The 19,104-nt window shown below is 68.5% G+C and carries 20 protein-coding genes and 1 pseudogene; 16 read left to right on the forward strand and 5 right to left on the reverse strand.

Annotation, left to right across the window (positions count from 1 at the left end):
• Positions 1-14: 14 nt before the first annotated feature.
• The 8 genes from dmpG (at position 15) to ACIRO3_RS34460 (ending at position 6,922) form a co-directional block, all read left to right on the forward strand.
• Positions 15-1,043 (forward strand): 4-hydroxy-2-oxovalerate aldolase, encoded by a 1,029-nt coding sequence (dmpG, locus tag ACIRO3_RS34425; RefSeq protein ID WP_404143394.1) that lies wholly within the window; start codon positions 15-17, stop codon positions 1,041-1,043.
• Entirely contained in the window at positions 1,040-2,020 is a 981-nt protein-coding gene (locus tag ACIRO3_RS34430) for a beta-ketoacyl-ACP synthase 3 (RefSeq protein WP_404143396.1), read from the forward strand. Before dmpG ends, ACIRO3_RS34430 begins: the two co-directional genes overlap by 4 nt.
• Positions 2,017-2,247, forward strand: coding sequence for an acyl carrier protein (locus ACIRO3_RS34435; RefSeq protein WP_404143398.1), 231 nt, complete (start codon positions 2,017-2,019; stop codon positions 2,245-2,247). The genes ACIRO3_RS34430 and ACIRO3_RS34435 overlap by 4 nt, the downstream gene beginning before the upstream one ends.
• Before the next feature lie 7 nt (positions 2,248-2,254).
• Positions 2,255-3,100, forward strand: a complete 846-nt coding sequence (locus ACIRO3_RS34440; protein ID WP_404143400.1) for an HpcH/HpaI aldolase/citrate lyase family protein — start codon at positions 2,255-2,257, stop codon at positions 3,098-3,100.
• Complete coding sequence (locus tag ACIRO3_RS34445; RefSeq protein ID WP_404143402.1) at positions 3,097-3,627, forward strand: MaoC family dehydratase; 531 nt, start codon at positions 3,097-3,099, stop codon at positions 3,625-3,627. The genes ACIRO3_RS34440 and ACIRO3_RS34445 overlap by 4 nt, the downstream gene beginning before the upstream one ends.
• Positions 3,628-3,639: 12 nt before the next feature.
• A complete protein-coding gene (gene eis / locus ACIRO3_RS34450; RefSeq protein WP_404143404.1) occupies positions 3,640-4,812 on the forward strand; it encodes an enhanced intracellular survival protein Eis in 1,173 nt (390 codons plus the stop codon).
• Positions 4,813-5,179: 367 nt separating this feature from the next.
• A complete protein-coding gene (locus ACIRO3_RS34455; RefSeq protein ID WP_404143406.1) occupies positions 5,180-6,094 on the forward strand; it encodes an IS982 family transposase in 915 nt (304 codons plus the stop codon).
• Between the two features lie 117 nt (positions 6,095-6,211).
• On the forward strand, positions 6,212-6,922 hold the full coding sequence (locus ACIRO3_RS34460; RefSeq protein WP_404143408.1) for an N-acyl homoserine lactonase family protein: 711 nt from the start codon (positions 6,212-6,214) through the stop codon (positions 6,920-6,922).
• A 63-nt stretch (positions 6,923-6,985) separates the two neighbouring features.
• On the opposite strand, the gene ACIRO3_RS34465 is transcribed toward ACIRO3_RS34460, so the two are convergent.
• Positions 6,986-7,633 (reverse strand): hypothetical protein, encoded by a 648-nt coding sequence (locus tag ACIRO3_RS34465; protein ID WP_404143410.1) that lies wholly within the window; start codon positions 7,631-7,633, stop codon positions 6,986-6,988.
• Between the two features lie 392 nt (positions 7,634-8,025).
• Here ACIRO3_RS34465 and ACIRO3_RS34470 point away from each other — a divergent pair, with 392 nt between their 5' ends.
• On the forward strand, positions 8,026-8,799 hold the full coding sequence (locus ACIRO3_RS34470) for a DUF6461 domain-containing protein (RefSeq protein WP_404143412.1): 774 nt from the start codon (positions 8,026-8,028) through the stop codon (positions 8,797-8,799).
• 68 nt (positions 8,800-8,867) lie between these two features.
• On the opposite strand, the gene ACIRO3_RS34475 is transcribed toward ACIRO3_RS34470, so the two are convergent.
• Complete coding sequence (locus ACIRO3_RS34475) at positions 8,868-9,158, reverse strand: hypothetical protein (RefSeq protein WP_404143414.1); 291 nt, start codon at positions 9,156-9,158, stop codon at positions 8,868-8,870.
• A gap of 118 nt (positions 9,159-9,276) precedes the next feature.
• On the opposite strand from ACIRO3_RS34475, the gene ACIRO3_RS34480 reads away from it, so the two are divergent.
• Positions 9,277-9,624: a hypothetical protein gene (locus tag ACIRO3_RS34480; protein WP_404143416.1), complete on the forward strand. Its 348-nt coding sequence runs from the start codon at positions 9,277-9,279 to the stop codon at positions 9,622-9,624.
• 699 nt (positions 9,625-10,323) lie between these two features.
• On the forward strand, positions 10,324-11,364 hold the full coding sequence (locus tag ACIRO3_RS34485; RefSeq protein WP_404143417.1) for a hypothetical protein: 1,041 nt from the start codon (positions 10,324-10,326) through the stop codon (positions 11,362-11,364).
• A gap of 57 nt (positions 11,365-11,421) precedes the next feature.
• Here the strand turns inward: ACIRO3_RS34485 and ACIRO3_RS34490 are convergent, their stop codons facing one another.
• On the reverse strand, positions 11,422-11,607 hold the full coding sequence (locus ACIRO3_RS34490) for a hypothetical protein (protein ID WP_404143419.1): 186 nt from the start codon (positions 11,605-11,607) through the stop codon (positions 11,422-11,424).
• Positions 11,608-11,735: 128 nt separating this feature from the next.
• The gene (locus ACIRO3_RS34495; RefSeq protein ID WP_266708734.1) at positions 11,736-12,134 is read right to left on the reverse strand and encodes a hypothetical protein; all 399 of its coding nucleotides are present in this window, start codon (positions 12,132-12,134) and stop codon (positions 11,736-11,738) included.
• 109 nt (positions 12,135-12,243) lie between these two features.
• Between ACIRO3_RS34495 and ACIRO3_RS34500 the strand changes: the two genes are divergently transcribed.
• From ACIRO3_RS34500 to ACIRO3_RS34510, 3 genes and pseudogenes are all read left to right on the forward strand, one after another.
• Complete coding sequence (locus ACIRO3_RS34500; protein WP_404143482.1) at positions 12,244-13,095, forward strand: IS5 family transposase; 852 nt, start codon at positions 12,244-12,246, stop codon at positions 13,093-13,095.
• Positions 13,096-13,252: 157 nt separating this feature from the next.
• Positions 13,253-14,701: pseudogene (locus ACIRO3_RS34505) on the forward strand (NF041680 family putative transposase); the annotation flags it as partial.
• A 70-nt stretch (positions 14,702-14,771) separates the two neighbouring features.
• Positions 14,772-15,143, forward strand: coding sequence for a hypothetical protein (locus tag ACIRO3_RS34510; RefSeq protein ID WP_404143421.1), 372 nt, complete (start codon positions 14,772-14,774; stop codon positions 15,141-15,143).
• Positions 15,144-15,445: 302 nt separating this feature from the next.
• Here the strand turns inward: ACIRO3_RS34510 and ACIRO3_RS34515 are convergent.
• Positions 15,446-16,254, reverse strand: a protein-coding gene (locus tag ACIRO3_RS34515; protein ID WP_404143423.1) for an IS5 family transposase whose coding sequence is annotated in 2 segments (ribosomal slippage) — positions 15,446-15,906 and positions 15,906-16,254 — 810 coding nt in all. Because the reading frame shifts where the segments join, the coding sequence is not laid out codon by codon here.
• A gap of 108 nt (positions 16,255-16,362) precedes the next feature.
• Between ACIRO3_RS34515 and ACIRO3_RS34520 the strand changes: the two genes are divergently transcribed.
• Both ACIRO3_RS34520 and ACIRO3_RS34525 read left to right on the forward strand, forming a co-directional pair.
• A complete protein-coding gene (locus ACIRO3_RS34520) occupies positions 16,363-17,583 on the forward strand; it encodes a zinc-ribbon domain-containing protein (protein ID WP_404143424.1) in 1,221 nt (406 codons plus the stop codon).
• 93 nt (positions 17,584-17,676) lie between these two features.
• Positions 17,677-19,074 carry a hypothetical protein gene (locus ACIRO3_RS34525; protein ID WP_404143425.1) on the forward strand — a complete coding sequence of 466 codons (1,398 nt, stop codon included), beginning with the start codon at positions 17,677-17,679 and terminating at the stop codon, positions 19,072-19,074.
• Positions 19,075-19,104 lie beyond the last annotated feature (30 nt).

Here is a 19,104-nt window from a genome sequence, read left to right on the forward strand (position 1 = left end):
AGGGAACCACGCCCGTGACCAGCACGCCGAACGATCCCCGGCCCCCCGTCGTGATCCACGACCCGACCCTGCGCGACGGGCACCACGCGGTCGGCCACCAGCTCGACGCCGACCAGCTCCGCGCCTACGCCACCGCCGCGAACGCCGCCCGGGTGCCGGTCGTGGAAGTCGGCCACGGCAACGGTCTGGGCGCCTCCAGCCTCCAGATCGGCCGCGCCCTCCTCGACGACACCACGATGCTCACCACCGTCCGCGAAGCCCTCACCTCCTCGAAGATGGGTGTCTTCATGGCCCCCGGCTGGGGCACCTCCGAGGACCTGACGGCCGCCGTCCACCTCGGCGCCGACGTCGTACGCATCGCCGCGCACTGCACCGAGGCCGACGTCACCGAACGCCACCTCGGAACCGCCCGCGACATCGGCGCCGAAGCGCAAGGCGTCCTGCTCATGAGCCACATGGCCAGCCCCGAACGCCTCGCCGAGCAGTGCGCCCTCATGGTGAAGTACGGCGCGCAGGCCGTCGGCATCATGGACTCCGCCGGCCACTACCTCCCCGGCGACGTCGCCGAGCGGATCCACGCCATCGCCTCGGCTGTGGACGTCCCGGTCATCTTCCACGGCCACAACAACCTGGGCCTGGCCGTGGCGAACTCGCTGGCCGCCGTGGACGCGGGGGCGTCCGTCATCGACGCGACCGCCCGCGGGTTCGGTGCCGGAGCGGGCAACACTCAGCTCGAAGCCCTCGTGGCCGTCCTCGACCGGCGCGGCTTCGACACCGGGATCGGCCTGCGCGAGATCCTGTCCGCCGCCGACGTCGCCGCCGACCACCTGATGAAGGCCCCGCCCTCCATCGACTCCATCGCGGTCGCCGGCGGGCTGGCCGGGGTGTTCTCCGGGTTCAAGCGCCCCGTCCTGGAAGCCGCCCGCGCTGAAGGCGTCGACGCCATCGACCTGTTCCTCGCCCTCGGGGAGCGGCAGATCGTCGCGGGGCAGGAAGACTTGATCGGTGATGTCGCCCGGCAGCTCAAGGCGGCCAGCCGATGACCCGGGCCGCCGTGGTGGCCGCGGTCGGCTCCGCGCTCCCTGCGTCCGTCGTCTCCAACGAGGACCTGACCGCGCGCCTGGACACCACTGACGAGTGGATCCGCTCGCGGACCGGCATTACCCGCAGGCACGTCGCCGGTGCGGATCAGTCCACCGCCGACCTCGCCGTCCGGGCCGCCACGCAGGCCCTGACCAGTAACGAGCCGGAGAGCGCGGACGCCTTGGTCCTCGCCACGACCACGCCGGACCGCTGTTGCCCGGCCACCGCGCCCACCGTCGCCACGCGCCTGGGCCTCATCGGGATCCCCGCGTTCGACCTGGCCGCCGGCTGCACCGGCTTCCTCTACGCCCTGGCCGCCGGCGCCGGGCTCATCGCCGCCGGAACCGCGCGGACGGTCCTCGTCATCGGGGTGGACCGCCTGGCCAGTCTCCCTCGCTTCGACGACCGCACCACCGTTCCCCTGTTCGGCGACGGCGCCGGCGCCCTGCTCCTGCGGCGCGGCACCCGCGACGAGCCGGGGGCGCTCGGCCCGGTCGTGCTGGGCAGCGACGGCACCGGCGCGGACCTGATCCGCGCCGACCGGCCCGGCGCCCTCCACATGGACGGAGCCGTCGTCTTCCGCCACGCCGTCGACCGCATGGCCACCGCCTCCCGGCAGGCCGCCAACGCCGCCGGATGGGACCTCGGTGACGTCGACCGGCTGGTCCCGCACCAGGCCAACAGCCGCATCACGGGCTTCGTCGCCCGCCAGCTCGGCGTCCCCGCCGACCGACAGCTCGGCAACGTGGCCGAGGTCGGCAACACCGGCGCGGCCTCCATCCCCCTGCTGCTGGACCGCGCCTCGTCCGACGGACACCTCAAGCCCGGACACCGCACGCTGCTCACCGCGTTCGGCGCCGGGCTGACCTGGGGCGCCCTCACCCTCACCTGGCCCAACCTCACCCGGGCCCGCCGCCTGGAAGGAGTCCCGGCATGACCGGCGACCTCGCCCGCATCCTGACCGACGACCTGGGGCTGCCCGCCGACCAGCTGACCGACGACGCCAGCCTCGACCACGCCGGCTTCGACTCCCTCGCCATCGTCGAGCTCTCGGTCCTCCTCACCGACCGGTACGGCATCGACGTCACGGACAGCGACATCACGAGCGCCGCCACCCTCGGCCAGCTCGACCTGCTCATCACCAGCAAGCGCACCGGAAGGTAGACCACCCATGACCGACAGCAGCCGCCGGCCCGGACGGGCCTGGATCATCACCCCCGGCCTGCGCACCGACCGCTTCGAGACCGCCCGATCCTCCGGGGCCTCCGTCGCCGTCGTCGACATCGAGGACTCCGTCGCCCTGGCCGACAAGGAGACCGCCCGCACCGCCTCCGAAGCCTTCTTCGCGCTCCCCGACCCGCCGTGCACGCTCGGGATCCGCATGAACAGTCTCACCACCCGCGACGGCATCAAGGACCTCGTCGCCCTCGCCGCCTACGCCTCCCGCCCCGACCTGATCGTGGTCCCCAAGGTGGAATCCGCCCGCGACGTCGAGCTCGTGGCCGCCGCCCTGGACGCCGACGGCTACACCCCCGACATCTGGGCCCTGATCGAAACCCCCCGTGCCCTGAACGCGCTCCCCGAGATCACGCACGCGCCCCGACTGGGCGGCGTCATCTTCGGCTCCGCCGACTACGCCGCCTCCGTCCGCTGCGCCCTGGACTGGGACTCCCTGCGCTACGCCCGCTCGACCCTCATCAACGCCGCCACCGCCGCGAACATCCCCGCCATCGACGCCCCCACCTGGGAAATCGACGACCCCAACGCCCTGCGTCGCGACGCCGAACGCGCCAAGGAACTCGGCTTCTACGGCAAGGGCTGCGTGCACCCCCGTCACGTGAAGGTGATCGACGACGTCTTCACCCCCACCGCCCAGGAGATCGCCGAGGCCCGCGCCATCGTCGCGGCCGCCGACGCCAGCGGCGGCTCGGTCACCACCGTCGACGGCCACATGCGCGGCACCCCCTTCTTCAACGCAGCCCGCGCGCTGGTCGCCGAAGCGGACCGGATCTCATGAGCACCTCGCTGCCCCACGGATACCGCGCCATCAGCGACGACCGGATCCGCGAGAGCGTCGGCCTCTCCTACGGCGAGCTCACCCCCGGCCTGGTCGTCGAGCACCGGCCCGGCCGGACCGTCACCGAACTCGACAGCCTCCTCGGCGCCGCCCTGAGCGGCAACGTCGCCCCCATCCACACCGACGCCCACTACAGCAGCCAGACCCAGTGGGGCCGGATCCTGGTCTGCTCCGGCGTCACCCTCAACCTCGTCGCCGGCATGACCGTCCGCAGCATCAGCGGCTTGACCACCGCCAACCTCGCCGTCGACCGCGTCCGCTTCACCGCACCCGTCCACATCGGTGACACCCTCTACGCCGAAACCAGGATCCTCACCCGCCGCCCCTCGGAGAGCAGCCCCGGCAACGGCGTCATCACCTGCCACACCATCGCGCGCAACCAGACGGACACCGACGTGATGGCCTTCAACCGGACCTTCCTGGTCCCCCTGGACGCCGACACCGTCCGCGACGCCACCAACTACTAGAAGGGCGGGCCCATGAACCATCAGCTGACCTTCACCGCGGCCGATAACGGCCTGTGGGAGCAGTACGACCAGCTCGCCGCCCGCGCCTACGGACACCCGATCTCCGACGTCATCCACCTGCGCGAGCACGCCGACCTCCAGGTCGCCCTCCGCGGCGGCCGTGTCGTCGCGGGCGGCCTCGGCCTCCTCGTCGACCAGTTCTTCGGCGGCGCCCCCGTACCCAGCGCCTGCCTCGGCGACGGCTGCGTGGCCCCGGAAGAACGGGGCGAGCACCTGGCCACCGACATGGCCACCGAACGCCTGCGACCCCTCATCGACCGCGGGGCGGTGATCTCCACCATCGTCACCTCCTCCACCGGCTACGCCCGGCGCCTCGGCTGGGAGGCCCCGGTCGACGTCCTCGCCTGGGCCGTGGCCACCGACGACCTCAAGAGGGCCTTCACCGGCGAGGACTTCGAAGTCGAGCACGGACTCACCGACGAAGCCGAAGACCTCCAGCACCAGCTCGCCCGGCAGTGGAACGGACCCGTCCACCGCCCCGCCTGGTGGACCCGGTGGAAGCAGGAGAAGAGCAACCTCACCACCTACCGCTTCGCCCGCCCGGGCCTGCCCACCGCCGGCCTGCTCACCCTGGCGACCAAACGGCACGAACGCCACGGCATGAGCCTGGTCGTCCACGACTTCTGGGCCGCCAGCCAACCCACCGCCGCCGCGATGCTCGCCTTCCTCGGCCGCCACAACACCCGTGCCCGCACCATCAACTTCCGCCGCGGCGCCCTCCCGCCCTACCCCACCCTTCTCCACGGCCTCCGCCACCACCGCGCCACCGCAGAGTCCTGGCACCCCTGGATGCTCCGCATCCTCGACGCACCCGAAGCCATCCGACTGCGCGGCTGGCCCGCCGACCTCACCACCACGATCCACGTCGAGATCGAGAACCCGACCGGCGACGGCTGGGACCGCTGGCTGCTCCACATCAAGGACGGGTCCGCGGAACTCACCCCCACCTCCGTACCCGGTGAAGTGACGCTCAGCCGGAAGCAGCTCGCGGTCTGGTACGCCGGTGGGTACCGGTCCACCACCTCAGCGCGCATGGCCGGGGTCCATGCCAAATCGGATAAGGCTCTCGCGGCCCTTGTCCACAGCGCCGCCCTCTTCGAGCCTTGGCTGCCCGACCACTTTTAGTAGCCGGGTGTCGCGGCGCTTCACGCAACTCGCTGCGGCATTGGCTGGGTGCCGCCGGGCGGCGGTCGCCCTCGGCCTGCTCGTTCCCCTCCGGTAAGCCACCCTGGTGATCTGCAGGGTGATGGCTCACGCCCGGGGAGGCCACGATGCAGCTCTGCCTGCTGCGGTCCGCCCGGTCGACGTGCGAAGGGCTCCCGGGCGGACTCCCTTCACCACGTTGCCCCCTCGACCGCCGCAGCGTGTGCACCACCACCGCGCATGACCTGTTTGGAGCATGCTGCGGCGGCCGAGGGGGCAGCTGGCGCTCTAGATGATTGATTCCAAGGGATAGCTGCGTGAACAGGGTGAGGGCGTCCAAGGTCATTGTGTGACAAACGACTTGGACACCCTCGCTACCGCGCTGTATGTCAAGACCGATGACCTGCTGAAGGCTTCGCCGCAGCTCACCCCGTGGCGGCCGAAGGTCGGTATATCGCCGCAGCTGAGCGACGCCGAGCTGGTCACACTGTCTGTGATGCAGGCGCTCCTCGGCTTCCCCGGAGAGGCTCGCTGGCTGCGTTACGCACGCTCGCATCTGCGGCACCTGTTCCCGTACCTGCCGCAGCAGAGCGGCTACAACAAGCGGCTGCGCAGGTCAGCCGGCCTCATCCGACACTTGGTGCGGGCGCTGGCCACCGACACCTCCGCGTGGACGGACGACGTGTGGGTGGTGGACTCCACCCCGGTGGAGTGCGGCCGGTCCCGGGAGACGGTCAAGCGGTCCGACCTGGCCGGGTGGGCCGAGTACGGCTACTGCGCCAGCCACTCGCGCTACTTCTGGGGCCTTCGCCTGCACCTCGTATGCACACTCAGCGGCCTGCCGGTCGCCTTCGCCTTGGCCGGGGCGAAGGCCAACGAACAGCAGACCCTGCTGGAGATCTTCGCGGTGGAGCCCGGGCTGCTGGCCGAACGCCCTGGTCAGACGCTGATCGGTGACAAGAACTACTTCGGTGCCGAGTTCGAAGCGCAGTTGGCGGACGCCGGCGTGCACCACCTGAAGCCCGCACGCAAGGGCGAGACGGAGCGAGCGGGAGCGGGGCTGTTTAAGCCACTTCGGCAAGTCATCGAGTCGATCAACCAGACTCTCAAAGGGCAGCTTGACCTGGAACGACATGGCGGCCGGACCGTCACCGGAGTGGCGGTCCGCGTCCTGCAGCGCATCCTGGCGCTCACCGCCGCTGTCTGGCACAACGCGAACGTCGGCGAGCCGGTCCTCCGCTCACTGACCGCCTACGACCACTGACCGTGGAGCGCATCGTGCCTGACGGTGACTCAGGCCAGCTGCCTTCGCTGTGAGCCCGCCGTGTCCGCTGTCGGTGGACAACCCGGAAAGAACACAACGGTGCGTCATCATGACCGGATGGAGCAGAACATGGCGGTGCATCGACTCGACCTGGGGTACTTCATCCGACCTGCATCCGAGACCGGCGGCCCTCAGCCGCGGGTTGAACCCGTGCTCGCCTATTTGGTGCGGCGCGATGAAGGACTGATCCTCTTCGACACCGGTGTCGGATCTGCCGATCCCGAGACCGAGGCCCACTACCGCCCCCAACGACGGCCGCTGGAGGGCGCCCTCGCGGAGGTCGGCGTCGCCCTCGCTGATGTCTCCCTGGTCGTGAACTGCCACCTTCACTTCGACCACTGCGGCGGGAACCCCTTGCTGGCCAGAAAGCCGATCCTGGTACAGGCCGTGGAGCTGGCCACTGCTCGCCAAGGCGACTACACGATTGACGAACTCATCGACTTCCCCGGTGCGACCTACGAGGAGATCGGCGGCGAAGCCGAGGTCTGGCCTGGAGTGTGGATCATTCAGACCCCCGGGCATACCGACGGGCATCAGTCGCTGGTGGTCAGGAAGAGCGATGGGACGGTGGTCCTCGCCGGTCAGGCGCACGACTTGGCGTCCCATTTTGCGTCGGATCACCTCGCACGCCAGGCCACGCTCCAAGGTCTGGAGCAGCCGCTTCCAACCTATCAAGGATGGCTGGAGCGGCTCACCGACTTCGACCCCCGACGCGTGCTCTTCGCACACGACTGCTCGGTCTGGGAACCGCCCCGTCACAGCGGCTGAGAACATCCACCCCAGGCGTTACCTGGCTACCCAGGACAGGACTGGACCCTTGGAATCAATCATCTAGAAGGGGAGTCCGACCAGGCCCCATCCCCGGGCGCCGGCCTCCGTGGCGACATCGCCCCATTCGCGCAGCAGCGCCGAGGCCGCGTCGAAGCCGTCGGGCCGGCCCGCCCAGCCGGCGGCCCCGGCTTCGAAGGGCCCGCGCAGTTCCTCCAGTCGGGGCGCGGCCACCTGCCAGGAGCGGACGAGCTCCGACACCTCGTCGGGGGCGCTGAGCAGGAGCACCCGGGGGCGCCATGGAGCGGGGTCGTCGGGGAGACCGCGCGCGGCGGGCCGTGCGTCCTCCGCGGTGGCCATGGGGTCCGTCCCCGTGGGGTCGTCCGGGTCGTCCCAGAACAGGCCGCGCAGGAAGTGGTCCAGGGCGTGCCGCAGTTCGGGCGCTACTGAGGCCCGGACGTCCTGCCAGGCATTGGCCAACCGGGGATGGAAGCCGTAGGAGCCGGTGGTTCCGTGGAAGCGGTACTCGGCGCACCAGGACACCTGCCGCTGCCACACCCAGCCGTCCGTCACGGCGTAGGCGGCGTCTTCGCACGCCTCGCAGCAGAAGTCGGGGCACGCTGCATCGCCCAGTACGTTGACCCTGTCGTCCGCCGGTATCCGCGCCAGGTGCCCCCAGTCGACCATGAGCACGGTGATGTCGAGTCCCATTGGGAGAGGCTAGTCGGTGGTCCCGGTGGGCCGGGAGGCGCCGCATCCGTCTCAGAGTCGGTCGAACGGTTGGGGCCTACCTGTTCGTCTGCCCCGCCCATGTCTCCACACGGCCTTGGGCGAGGTGCGCGGCGTTGCAAAGAGCCGTTGGCAGGTCGAAGTACAGGCCGTCGGTGACGAGCACGCCTGGGCGTCGTCGCGGCCGATGATCAAGCGGACCACGGCGGCGGGGGGCTTAGCTCAACTGGGACGACACCATCTCCGTGTGCGTGGCCCGCTCCGGATCCACCGTCTATGCCTCACATTTCGTGGAGGTGGGTGGGCTCAGGACTGTCAGTGTCTATGGCTAGGTTTCTTCAGCAGGGGTGGCTTCGACCAGGCGGAGGGGTGCCATGACTGATGGGATCAAGTGGCTGTCGGATTTGGGTAGCCATGTGGAGGGTGTGGTCTTCGCGCGGGGTCTGTCCGCCGGGGATCTTGCAGTACGCATGGGAGGCGACCCACGCGAGGCGACCGAGCCGATCGTCGACGGCGAGGTGGAGCACCTGGGCATGAGGGGTGGCACCTACGGCGTGCGCGGCGACGGGGTCGTGCGGGTCGGGGAGGCGGAGGGGTGGGCTTTCGCCCTGGAGTACGGGGACTCCACCGGTATGGATCGGTTGGAGGCGATCGCGTCCGACGGCGTCGAGGCAGTCCATTATCTGCCGATGAGCGCACGTCCGCCCGCCAGGTTCCACTATGTCAAGAACGGTGTGCTGACCTGCAGTTTCGGAGTCGGGGAGGAGCACCGTCGCTGGGGCGCGGAGCCGGACTTCCTCCTGCCAGAACTCATTGACGCACAGGTACTTCATCCCGACGGCAGCAAGAACTTCCCGCCCTCCAGGGAGCACTTCGCGGCCTACCGCAAGCGCACCCTCGGCGTCCTTGAGCAGCGGTTCCACCTCTCGCTGCCGCGCACCGTCATCGGCGAGCGACGCCTGCCCGCATACGCTGTCCGCGGCACACCCGCCATGCGCGTCGGGCAAGATCCCGACCACCAGCAGATCAAGGCATGGGCGGTCGCTCAGGGCCTCACCTGGGACGACAACAGCGGTGGCATCCGTTCCGACATTCGAGAGACCTGGGACGACCACATTGTTCGACAAGATCCGAGAGGAACAGCCTGAGCCGGCCATCGGCACGCCTCACCGGTCCGCCCCAGCGTCATGGGCCGAAAAACCAACGCCACACGGCACTATCGCAGGACGGGGCAGTTCGCGGCCTCGTACTCGTCCGCGATGGTGAACACGCTGCCACAACCCGGGCACTCGGCCTTGCCGAAGAGATGGGAGATGCCCTCGGCGAGTACGGCTTTCCCATCGCGTACCGCGATCTCGTACATCCATCGGCCGACGCGCGAAAGTTCCTCGGCAGGACTCGGCCGCAGGTCACGCCGCTCGATGTCGCCCAGGTGCCAGTCCCGGATTGCCGCATAGCGGCCATGGCCGCCGATGGCGATGGTCACCTTCACCGTGCAGTGGGGCACGCCAGCTCATAGAAGTCGTCGGCGAAGTCCCCCGGGACATTCGCCCAGTGGTACTGCTCCCGGTGACGGCCAGTAGCGCGCGGAAGGTGACCAGGTAGTCGGCCGGCCGCGTCTGCAAGTGCCGGTCAAGGAGGGCGCCGAACTCGGCGATCACTTCTGCACTGTCGGCGAGCTGTTCGTCGCCGTCGTGGTGACTCGCCGCGCGTTCCATGATTGCTCCGGCCAGGCGTCGCGCCTGCGTGCTCCCCTCGGCAAGGCGCACCAGCCGGGGCAGGGCCGCGAGGCTGGCCGGCGAAAGCAGGTCATGCTCAAGGACCAGCCGGTATCCCAGCTCGGTCCATGCTTCGGCGTCGTCCTCACGCTCCACCAGAGCCAGAAGCTCGGGTACGCGATCTACGTCGGAGTAGCAGTCGTACATCCGTGCCCAGTTCACCACCCCGGCATTGAACCGTCCCATGGGCTGTGAGTCTACCCAAGCCTCGCTACCCCTGCGGTGCATTGCCAACTTGACGCCCCGGTCGCGGTGGCGGCATGTGTGGCGGTCGCCGGCTCCGGAGAGCGTCAAACCGTGCTCAGCGCGAGGTACCGGCCGATGGCGCCCTTGACCACTCGGGGCGGCCCGCATCCTCCACGAGCCGGCCCCGTTCCCAACTGAGTGTGCAACGAAGCGGCGGCATGAGCGAGGTCGGGGAGGATCGCGGCTCGTGCCCAACGACGTGCGGTGCCGTTGCCCGGCAGGCCTTGCGTCGGCGACGGCCGGTGTGGGCGAGGGCGGTCGGTAAGCTGGCGTGGCTCATGGACGAGCGGCCCGGACGCCGAACGCGGCCGCCTTCTCGTACAGCTCGGCCTCCGCAGCGACATCAGCTCCCGGCCCCAGGCCGCCTTGCCGGAGCGCGCCCTCTTCGGAGCCAGCTCTTCCTCCTCGCGCGCTACCCGGGCACCCGGGGAGGCGGCCCTGTCTCCGATGTCGGCCCCTGGCCCGCTCAACACTGGCCTGCAGGGCCTCCATTTTGCCCTCGGCGCGGCCCCACAGGTCCTCATGTGCTCGGCCACGGGCTGGATGTCAGCGGAGCCTCGTATGGTCACTCCGTGATCAACGGGCGGAAGTTGCCTGTGGCCAGGGCGTGTGGAGGGTGCCGGGGTGGCGTGGGGGCGTAGGGAGTTGGTGGCGCGGCCACGGTGGGTGCTGGATCCGCTGGCCGGTGTGGGGCCGGTCCGGTTCGGGATGAGCCAGAGCGGGGTGGAGGCCGTGCTTACCTTCCCGGAGCTCACTGAGACCCGGTGGTCGGGCGGCGGCGGGTTCTGGACGCGGTACCGGGGCGAGTGGGAGGGGATGACGTTGATCCACGGCCAGGACGGGCTGCTGGCCGCGGTTGCGGTGGACGCCCTGCGCGGCCCGCGCGTATGGATCGACGACGTCGAGTTGGTCGATCGGGTGCCGTCCCGGGTACAGGAGGACATTCACCGCCTCGCTGGCGAGCAGAGCGTGGAGGTTCGGGTGAACTTCAGCGGCGACCCGGAGGTTCCGGCGTGGGGGGTGTCGATGGGTACCGAGGCTGACTGCGGCCTGGACGGTACTCGCAGGGACGGGCTGGTGACCTCGGCGCTGCTTTGCGGGCCGGGTATCGCCGAGGACCCTTACGAGTCCGCGCCGATCATTCACTGGCGCGACGTCGACAGCAGTATCCCGCCCCGCAGCCCCGGCGTGTGGCCGGTGATCCGCGACGAGGAGCGGCCGCAGTGGGAGTGGACGCCGATGCAGCAGGTCGGGCCGCTCGTCTTCGGGATGAGCCCGCACGAGGTCGCCGCCGTCCTGGGCGAGCAACCTGCCCACCGGGAAGGCGCGTTCCCGTCCTGGTTCTGGAAGAAGTCCGGCGTATGGGATCTGAGGACGGATCATTTTCCGGGGGCCGGGGTCAGCGCCCACTACGGAGGGCCGGTGCCCCGGCTCGGCGGCGTCACCATCCACGGGCGGACCGGGCCTCAGCTCCACCACTGGGGGATCGCGCTTACCGGCATCTCGCCGACCGTGCTGGACGCCGCGATCATGCAGTACGCCGAGGACACCCCGGATGCCTGGCTGAGGTTCTCTTCCAGCGGCGCCGCGGTCCCGGCCGACGTCCAGCTGTCCATCGGCATCGCCCGGACCGGTGACACCTGCGTCAGCGAGCCCAGCTTCTACCAGGCGGACTGGGACATGTTCTGATTCGGCCGCAGGGTTCAGTCTGCCTCCAGCGCGTGGATGACCACGAGGGCGGGCGGGTCAGGTTCGGGTGACGCCGTAGCCGGTGTCGTTGAGGGCGGCCGTCCAGACCTCGCGGTTGAACCACTTGGTGATGTCGCATTGCATCATGGTGATGGTGTCCATCCGGGCCTGCCAGTCGGTGCCGGTGGGTCGCTTGTCCTGGCAACCGGTGCAGCCGTCCTCGCCGTGGATGTGGCCGTCCATCCAGGTGTTGACGGAGGGGACATTCTTAGAGCGACCGCCACTTGATGGTCAGTGAGGGTTTCAGGTTGCTGGCAGGTCGGCGTGATGCGTGCAACCGGTTCAACATCGGCGCTTGCCTGGGTGGCGGGTCAGGACTCGTCGGCCCGAGCGAGGATCGCCTCGATGCAGGCCGCGGCCTGGCGCCAGACGGTGAGGAATTCTCTGCTGTCTACCTGTGCTTCGCGCCACTGCGAATTCTCGTCGTGGGAGCGGAAGCTGAACAGGATCGCGCGGTCGGTCATCTCGGCGTCGACCTGCATGTGGTCGAAGGTGTCACCCAGAATCAGCTGAAACCGCTCATGCGGTTCGCCACTCTCGACCAGTCGGGCGAGATCTTGCAGGTCGCAGTAGTGCGGATAGAAGGCCGTTGTGGTTCCGTCACCTATCGGCCAGCCGCTGAGCAGGATCTGGAAGAGACCGAAGCGCCGCAGTGGCATGTACTCGAGTACCACGATCTGGAAGCCGCCCGGCTCTCCGAATATGCCCACAGACTCTCAAACTCCAGGGTACCGGCCAGTTACGGCCTCAAGGGATGACTCGTGAGAACGACCTGTAGCGATCATGAAGATCTCAAGCTCAGCGATCGCCGGAGGATTCGTGCCTACCGTCCCATCATCCCTGTTTGACCCGCTGTGGGACCAGTTCAGCGCGCTGATTCCTGACCGGCCCGAGTTCGATCCGGCGCATCCATGGGGGTGCCACCGCCGCCGGGTGCCCGACCGAGTCGTCTTCCGCCACGTCGTAGACGCCCTGGTCCACGGCTCGGGTTTTGAGCGGGTCGCCAGCAACGAGTGCTCGGCCACTACGATCCGACGCCGGGTCAGGGAATGGGCCCACCTCGGACTGGCCACGCGGCTGCACGCGATCGCCCTGGCCGCTTACGACACGATGATCGGCCTGAACCTCGATGATTTGTCTGCTGACGGCTGTCACACCAAGGCACCTTGCGTCGGCGCCAAAGCCGGACCGTCACCGGTCGACCGTGCGAAGCAGGGACTCAAACGCTCCACTTTGGTCGATGCCAATGGAGTCCCGCTGGGCATTGCGTCGGCCGGCGCGAACCGGCACGACTCGAAACTGCTGGAGCCGACCATCGAAGCGGCCGAATATCAGCTCGGAGCCCTACCCGGGAACGCCGTAATCCACCTGGACTCTGCGTACCACGGGCGAGCCTGCCGTCGAATACTGGACGATCACAGGCTGATCGGTGAGATAGCCGTGAAGGGCATCCCGGCCCCGATCCAAGTTGGCAAGCGTTGGGTGGTCGAACGTACGCAGTCATGGATGAACGGCTACGGCAAGATCCGCAGGTGCTTCGAACGCGACGGCGAGGTCGTCGATTTCTACCTCTACCTCGCCGCCGCGTTCGTCACCGTCCGCGCGCTGATTCGCCGAGCACGCAAGCTCTATCGCTGGAGCACGCGGCCAACAGCCCGCCGCCTCCGCTGACCATCAAGTGGCGGTCGCTCTTAGCTTGTCGTTTAACGTCCGGCGTCGAACGGGGATCGCACTTGCCCGGAGTTTTCCCAGTTCATCGGTCGTCCTAGAGGTCTGGGCCTGATCCTGTGCTCAGGGTTGGTCCAGTACGGAAGCCGGGATCGTGGGACTGGTCGAGCAAAATGAACGAGACGCGTTGACGAAGGTGTCGGAATTCCGGGCGGAGCTGTACGCCTGCCTGACGTCGCGGGCGGATGCCCTGTTCGACTTGTGTGACGCTCTGCTGTGCACCGATGGACCAGTCCGCACCCTCGTGGATCTGGCACTCGCGCCGGAACACCGACGGGGGCACGGGGCTTTGTACTCCGGGATCAACCGGGGCCGGATCGACGTCGCCCGGCTACGCCGCGCGTTGGCGGGTGTGCCGCTGCCTCGGGCAAGCGACGGGCGCCTGGTGCTGGCTGTGGACGTGTCCCCGTGGCTTCGGCCGGACGCGGATACCTGCTCGGACCGCTCGTTCTGTCACACCTTCGGCCGCGGCCTGGGCAAGCACCAGATGGTCCCCGGCTGGCCGTACTCGATCGTCGCCGCGCTGGAGACCGGCCGCACCTCATGGACGGCTCTCCTGGATACCATCCGGCTGGAGCCCGGTGCCGACTTGGCCGCGGTCACCGCCGATCAGGTCCGCGACGTCGTCGACCGCCTTGTGGAGGCCAGCCAGTAACAACCGGGGGCGCCTAACATCTTGGTCGTGTTGGACGCCGGCTACGACGCGCCCCGCATCGCTCACTTGCTGAATGACCTGCCGGTCGAGGTGCTGGGCCGACTGCGCTCGGACCGGGTGATGCGCAAGCCCGTGCCGGTGCCGTGGATCTGCCCGCCTCAGGGCGGTCGCCCGCCCAAACATGGCGGTGAGTTCGTCTTCGGACGGCCTGAGACCTGGGGCGAGGTCACCGAGGTGACCGTCACCAACACCAACCGGTACGGGTCGGCGACCGCGCAGGCGTGGGACCGGCTCCATCCCCGACTGACTCGCCGTGCCGCGTGGCTCGACCACGTAGGCCCGCTGCCCATCATCGAGGGCACCGTGATCCGCCTGAAGGTCGAGAAACTGCCTAGCGGCGGGGTGAACAAGCCAGTGTGGCTGTGGTGGTCGGGCACCGGCGCCCGCTCCGAGGACGTCGACCGGTGCTGGCAGTCCTTTCTCCGGCGCTTCGACGTGGAGCACACCTTCCGTCTCCTCAAGCAGACCCTCGGCTGGACCAAGCCGAAGCTGCGGGACTCACGATCCGCCGACCGCTGGACCTGGCTCGTCCTGGCCGCTCACGCACAGCTTCGCCTGGCTCGCCCGCTCGCACGGGATCTGCGCCGGCCATGGGAGCGGCCAGCGAAACCGAACAGACTCACCCCTGCCCGGGTCCGCCGCGGGTTCAGGAACCTGCGGGCGAAGACCGGAACGCCAGCCGGTGCACCCAAACCAACCCGCCCCGGCCCCGGACGCCCACTCGGCTCGAAGAACCGCCGCCCCGCTACCCGTCATGACGTGGGCCGGATCCTTGCGACCGGCGAGGCATACAAACTACCCGCCCACCACACGGTCGGCACGAAACCTCGACGTGTCACGCCGGTTCCCATCGACAAGCGTCCGCCTACATCCGGTCCTGACGCCATCAAGCAGGATGGGCAGCATGGACGCGAACAGAAGTCGGCCCCTCCAAGACCTCGTGCGCTGGAACGGTGAGCTCTCCGAACTCATCAAAGATTCCCAGCACAGCGAGCCGACATCAACTGTCACCTTCCGGCGGGCCCACGCCGTATCCGCCGTTGAGAAGGTCATTGCAGGGGTCGCCAGCCCAGGTCAGCTCGTCGACTGGGGACAGGCCCTGCACTTCGAGGAACAGGTGGACGTCGAGGAAGCACACCGGGACCTGCTGACCCAGTTCCTCGTCGAAATCTCGACCCCTGAGCTGTTCGAACCAGTTACCCGTGCTGCCTGCCAACGGTGGCTAAGCGTCCTACAGACGTCGATGGCCTCCGATGCCGACGCGACCGGCCGTTAAACGACAAGCTTAGGCCCGCGGCCAGCTCTTCCGGCTGGGCGGAGCCGTAGAACCGGCACGCCGCTTCGAACAAAGTCCAGGCTTTCTGCCGGTGCTCCGGAAGACGTGGCCGCCGCCTGCCCTCTGGGACGGTTCCGTACCGCCGTGCGAGCTCGTCGTACAGCTCCGAGCGGTCGACAACATCACGCATGTCCATGCTGCAGCCATATCGCAGAGCAGCCACACCATGGGCTAGGCCCCGCCGGTAGCCAGCCAACGTTCACAGTGCCGGAAGGGACCGGCACGGCTTCTTAAAAGTCATCTCATTTGGTCATTCTGCGGTAGCAGATGAGGGTGCAGGCGATGGCGGCGAAGGCGAGGAAGTGCTCGGCTTTGCGTTCGTAGCGGCGGTGGAGTCGGCGGCAGCCGGCGAGCCAGGCCATGGTGCGCTCGACGGTCCAGCGGTGTCGGCCCAGGCGTTGGGAGGACTCGATGCCGCGGCGAGCGATGCGGTGGGTGATGCCACGTCCGCGTAACCATCGACGCAGGTGGGCATAGTCGTAGCCTTTGTCCGCGTGGAGCTTGCCAGGGCGCCGCCGACGGGGACCGCGCCGTGACCGGATCGGCGGGATGCCCCGCACGAGAGGTTCAAGACCGAGGCTGTCATGCATGTTCGCGCCGGAGATCCCGACGGAGAGGGGCAGACCGGTCCGCTCGGTGACCAAATGAATCTTCGACCCGAACTTGCCCCTATCTACAGGATTCGGACCCGTCAGGTCCCCCTTTTCAAGGCCCGCATGTTCACGGAGTCGATCGCGCAGCGCGACCAGTCCAGCTCGCCGCTGGCGCCGCGCTCGTCGAGGACCAGGCGGTGAAGCTTGGCCCACACCCTGGCCTTCGACCACTCGGAAAAGCGCCGATGGGCAGTCGCGCCGGACGGTCCGAAAGACGCCGTAGGCAGTTGCTGCCAGGTGCAACCCGAGGTCGCGACGAACACGATCGCCGCGAGCACTTCCCGGTCACCGTGCCGACGCCGGCCGCCTCCCTGAGGCCGGGACGGCGCCTCGGGCACCACCCGCTGGAACATGTCCCACAGCTCATCCGGCACCAGCCGCTCCACGATCCCCACCATGAAGGACAGGGTACCCAGAAAGCCAAATGAGATGACCTCTTAGCCTCGGGCTTCGACGCCCACGCTCGCCGGCCCCCCGTTGTCGGTGGCGACTGATAGATCAGGGTCGTGACTGATCGATCTGATGCTTTCCCTGACCGCAGCGCGCCATTTCCTCGGCCGCCGGACGAGCTGGACGAGGAAGCGCGGGTGCGTGAACATGCCGTCGCGCGCACGTGGCTGTGGGCCCAGGAAGAACAATTGAGCGAAGTGTTCCTCGCGGAAGGCCGCAGCGACCTGCCGGTGGAGGACTACGCAGCGTGGCGCCAAGGGCAGCAGCGCCGGCTCGGAGATGCGCGCGTGGAATGGCAGGCCGCGCTGCGTGAGGCGGGTTGGCGGCTGGGTGGGGAGGGGAGTCGATCCCTCGCGTACCTGCGGCCTGACCTGATGGACGAGTACGACTCTGACCACGAGGGCAACCCGGCAGATCTTCCGTACGGGGGGACCCTGACCTCCACGCTCAGCGTGTGGTGGCGCTGCACGCGGGATGAACGGCACCGGTGGAGAACGTCCATCAGCAACCGGCACGCCGTCGGAACCGGCTGCCCGAGATGCGCGAAGCGCGGTGTTTCACGTCGGGAGCAGGACATCTTCACGGCGTTGAAGGACACGCTTCCGGATCTGATAAGCCCGGGTGTCGTTCCACGTACCACCGCAGGTGAGGGGAGTCGCCAGCAGCGTGCCTGGCGAGTGGACATGTACCTTCCAGGAGCGCTACCCGTGGTCGTCGAGTACGACGGCGCCTACTGGCACAGGGACCGCTTCCAGCAGGACGCCGCCAAGACGGCGGACCTGTCAGCCTCTGGCCACGTGGTCATCCGAATACGCGAGAACCCGTTGGAAGTCGTGACGCCCAACGACATCGAGTGCCCCGCAGACCTGCCGGCCGCAGAAGTGGCGGCACGGGTGCGCCGCCGGATAGCTGAGCTGACCCAAGCTGCAGGTTCTGCCGCTCCACAAGAGACGGAGGAACAGCTGGATCTGTTCCCGGCCAACCGCCTGCTCTCCCACGGGCCAGCTCCCACCACCGACCACGTCGCCGGTGCGTCCGAGCGCAGGCTCCTGGCGGCATGGAGCCGTGAAGCTCTCCTCGCGGTTCACCGAGCTGACGTGCTTGGCGACGGATACGCCAGACCACTCGGCGATGGTGTTCACCTCTCCGTCGCCCGCACTGCCGGTTTGGTGATGCGTGAACTCGGCGCCGCGGAAGCTCTGCTCAGGGTCATGATGGGGGACCGTGCACTGCCGCGGGACTCCACACGGTCGTCACCGTATTCGCTCGCCCCCTGAGACTGGGTTTGACGGAGCCTGCCCTGTGCAGGGATGGGGGAAGCCTCCGGCGTCCGCCGCAAGGGGCCCGAATGCTGCAAGGGAGAAGCCATCGTGCACGTGATACACCCGGTCGCCAATGGCCTGCGCACCGATCACCCTGTGCCGGGCCTGCCGTTCATCAACGACGAGCGGCTGCCCCTGGACAACCCGGACGCGATCGAGCGCACCGGACGTAACCAGGGCGAAGGCCTGTGGGGTCGCACCGACTCCTTACGGGACGGCGGCTGGGTGGCGTTCACCACCGAACCGAAGAACCGTTCGTACGCCTGGGCCGTCCACCACCACCCCGAATACGGCCGCACCGTCCTGCTGATCCACGACCAGGACATGAGCGACCTCCACCACGACTGGATGTACGGGCACAGCGGATTCCTCTACCGGCACGGCGGCTACTGGTGGGACGGCACCGCCTGGCACAGGCCAGGCCAGGTCCTCGACCGCGCCTTCGAGCACTACGACCCCCGCCCGGTCCGAGCCGCCACCACAGTCACCGCCGCGGACCTCCTGGCGCAGGCCGCCACACCGGACAACGTCCACGTCTCAAAGATCGCCGACTTCACGGCTTCCAAAACGCCGCTGCCCAACTGGCTCGATCACCTTGCCCTGTGGGCCCAACAGCGCCACCGCCTGCCCGCACCCCAGCCGCTCGACCAGTGCGTCGTCGACCTGCGGGCTCCCGAGCTGGAGCCGGCCCGCCTTGTGGACCGGGCAGGCCTGGCGAAGATCGCAGGTATCGCCCTTAACGATCTTCCTCATCCGGAACGGGGGCGGCGCCACCTGCCTCCGCCCCAGGTCGATGCCCCGGAGGGCCCGCGCTGGTCGGAACCCGTTGCCCGCGATTGGGCGGAGCAGCGCCGCAGCGCCGATGGCCCGGCAGCCCTCCTCGCCGGCACCACAACCTTCGGTACATCTCAGCCCTGCGGACTCGTCACCGACCACAACCTCCTGACCAAGATCATCAAGGACAGCCTCGAAGACGAGGACACCAGAAGCATCAAACGGCGCTTCGCCAAGACCGACGAGAAGCGCACTCAGGAGACAGCCGCAACCCTCGCATGGTGGCCGGCAGTCGCCCTCAGCGAAGGCCCCGGAAGCCTCTTCCCGATGTCCGCGCTGCGCACGACGCTGATCGAGGCCGTCGTCGGCGGTCTCGCCGACGACGTGGCAAGGGCCCGGAAATGGGAGAAGGATGAGCTATCTCTCGGGGACATCAGGACCGACGTGGTGAAACTCCTCGACTGGTTCATCCTGAGGAATCCGGACGCTACACCGGGGCTCTTTGGCGACATCTTGCTGATCGCCCGCACCCGCCTCGATCTGGCACCCGAACAGGTCGGCAGCCTGCTCCGGCGATCTTTCCATCTGGACAGCGAACTGGACGGTGAGACCATCGACACCCTGCTCGACATGGCGCTGCCACCTTCTGCGAAGCGCGCCGACGACCGTTGAGGCCGGTTACCCCGCAGGGTTGGCTGCCGC

This window comes from Streptomyces sp. NPDC102278 (assembly GCF_044766345.1).
Lineage (GTDB): Bacteria > Actinomycetota > Actinomycetes > Streptomycetales > Streptomycetaceae > Streptomyces.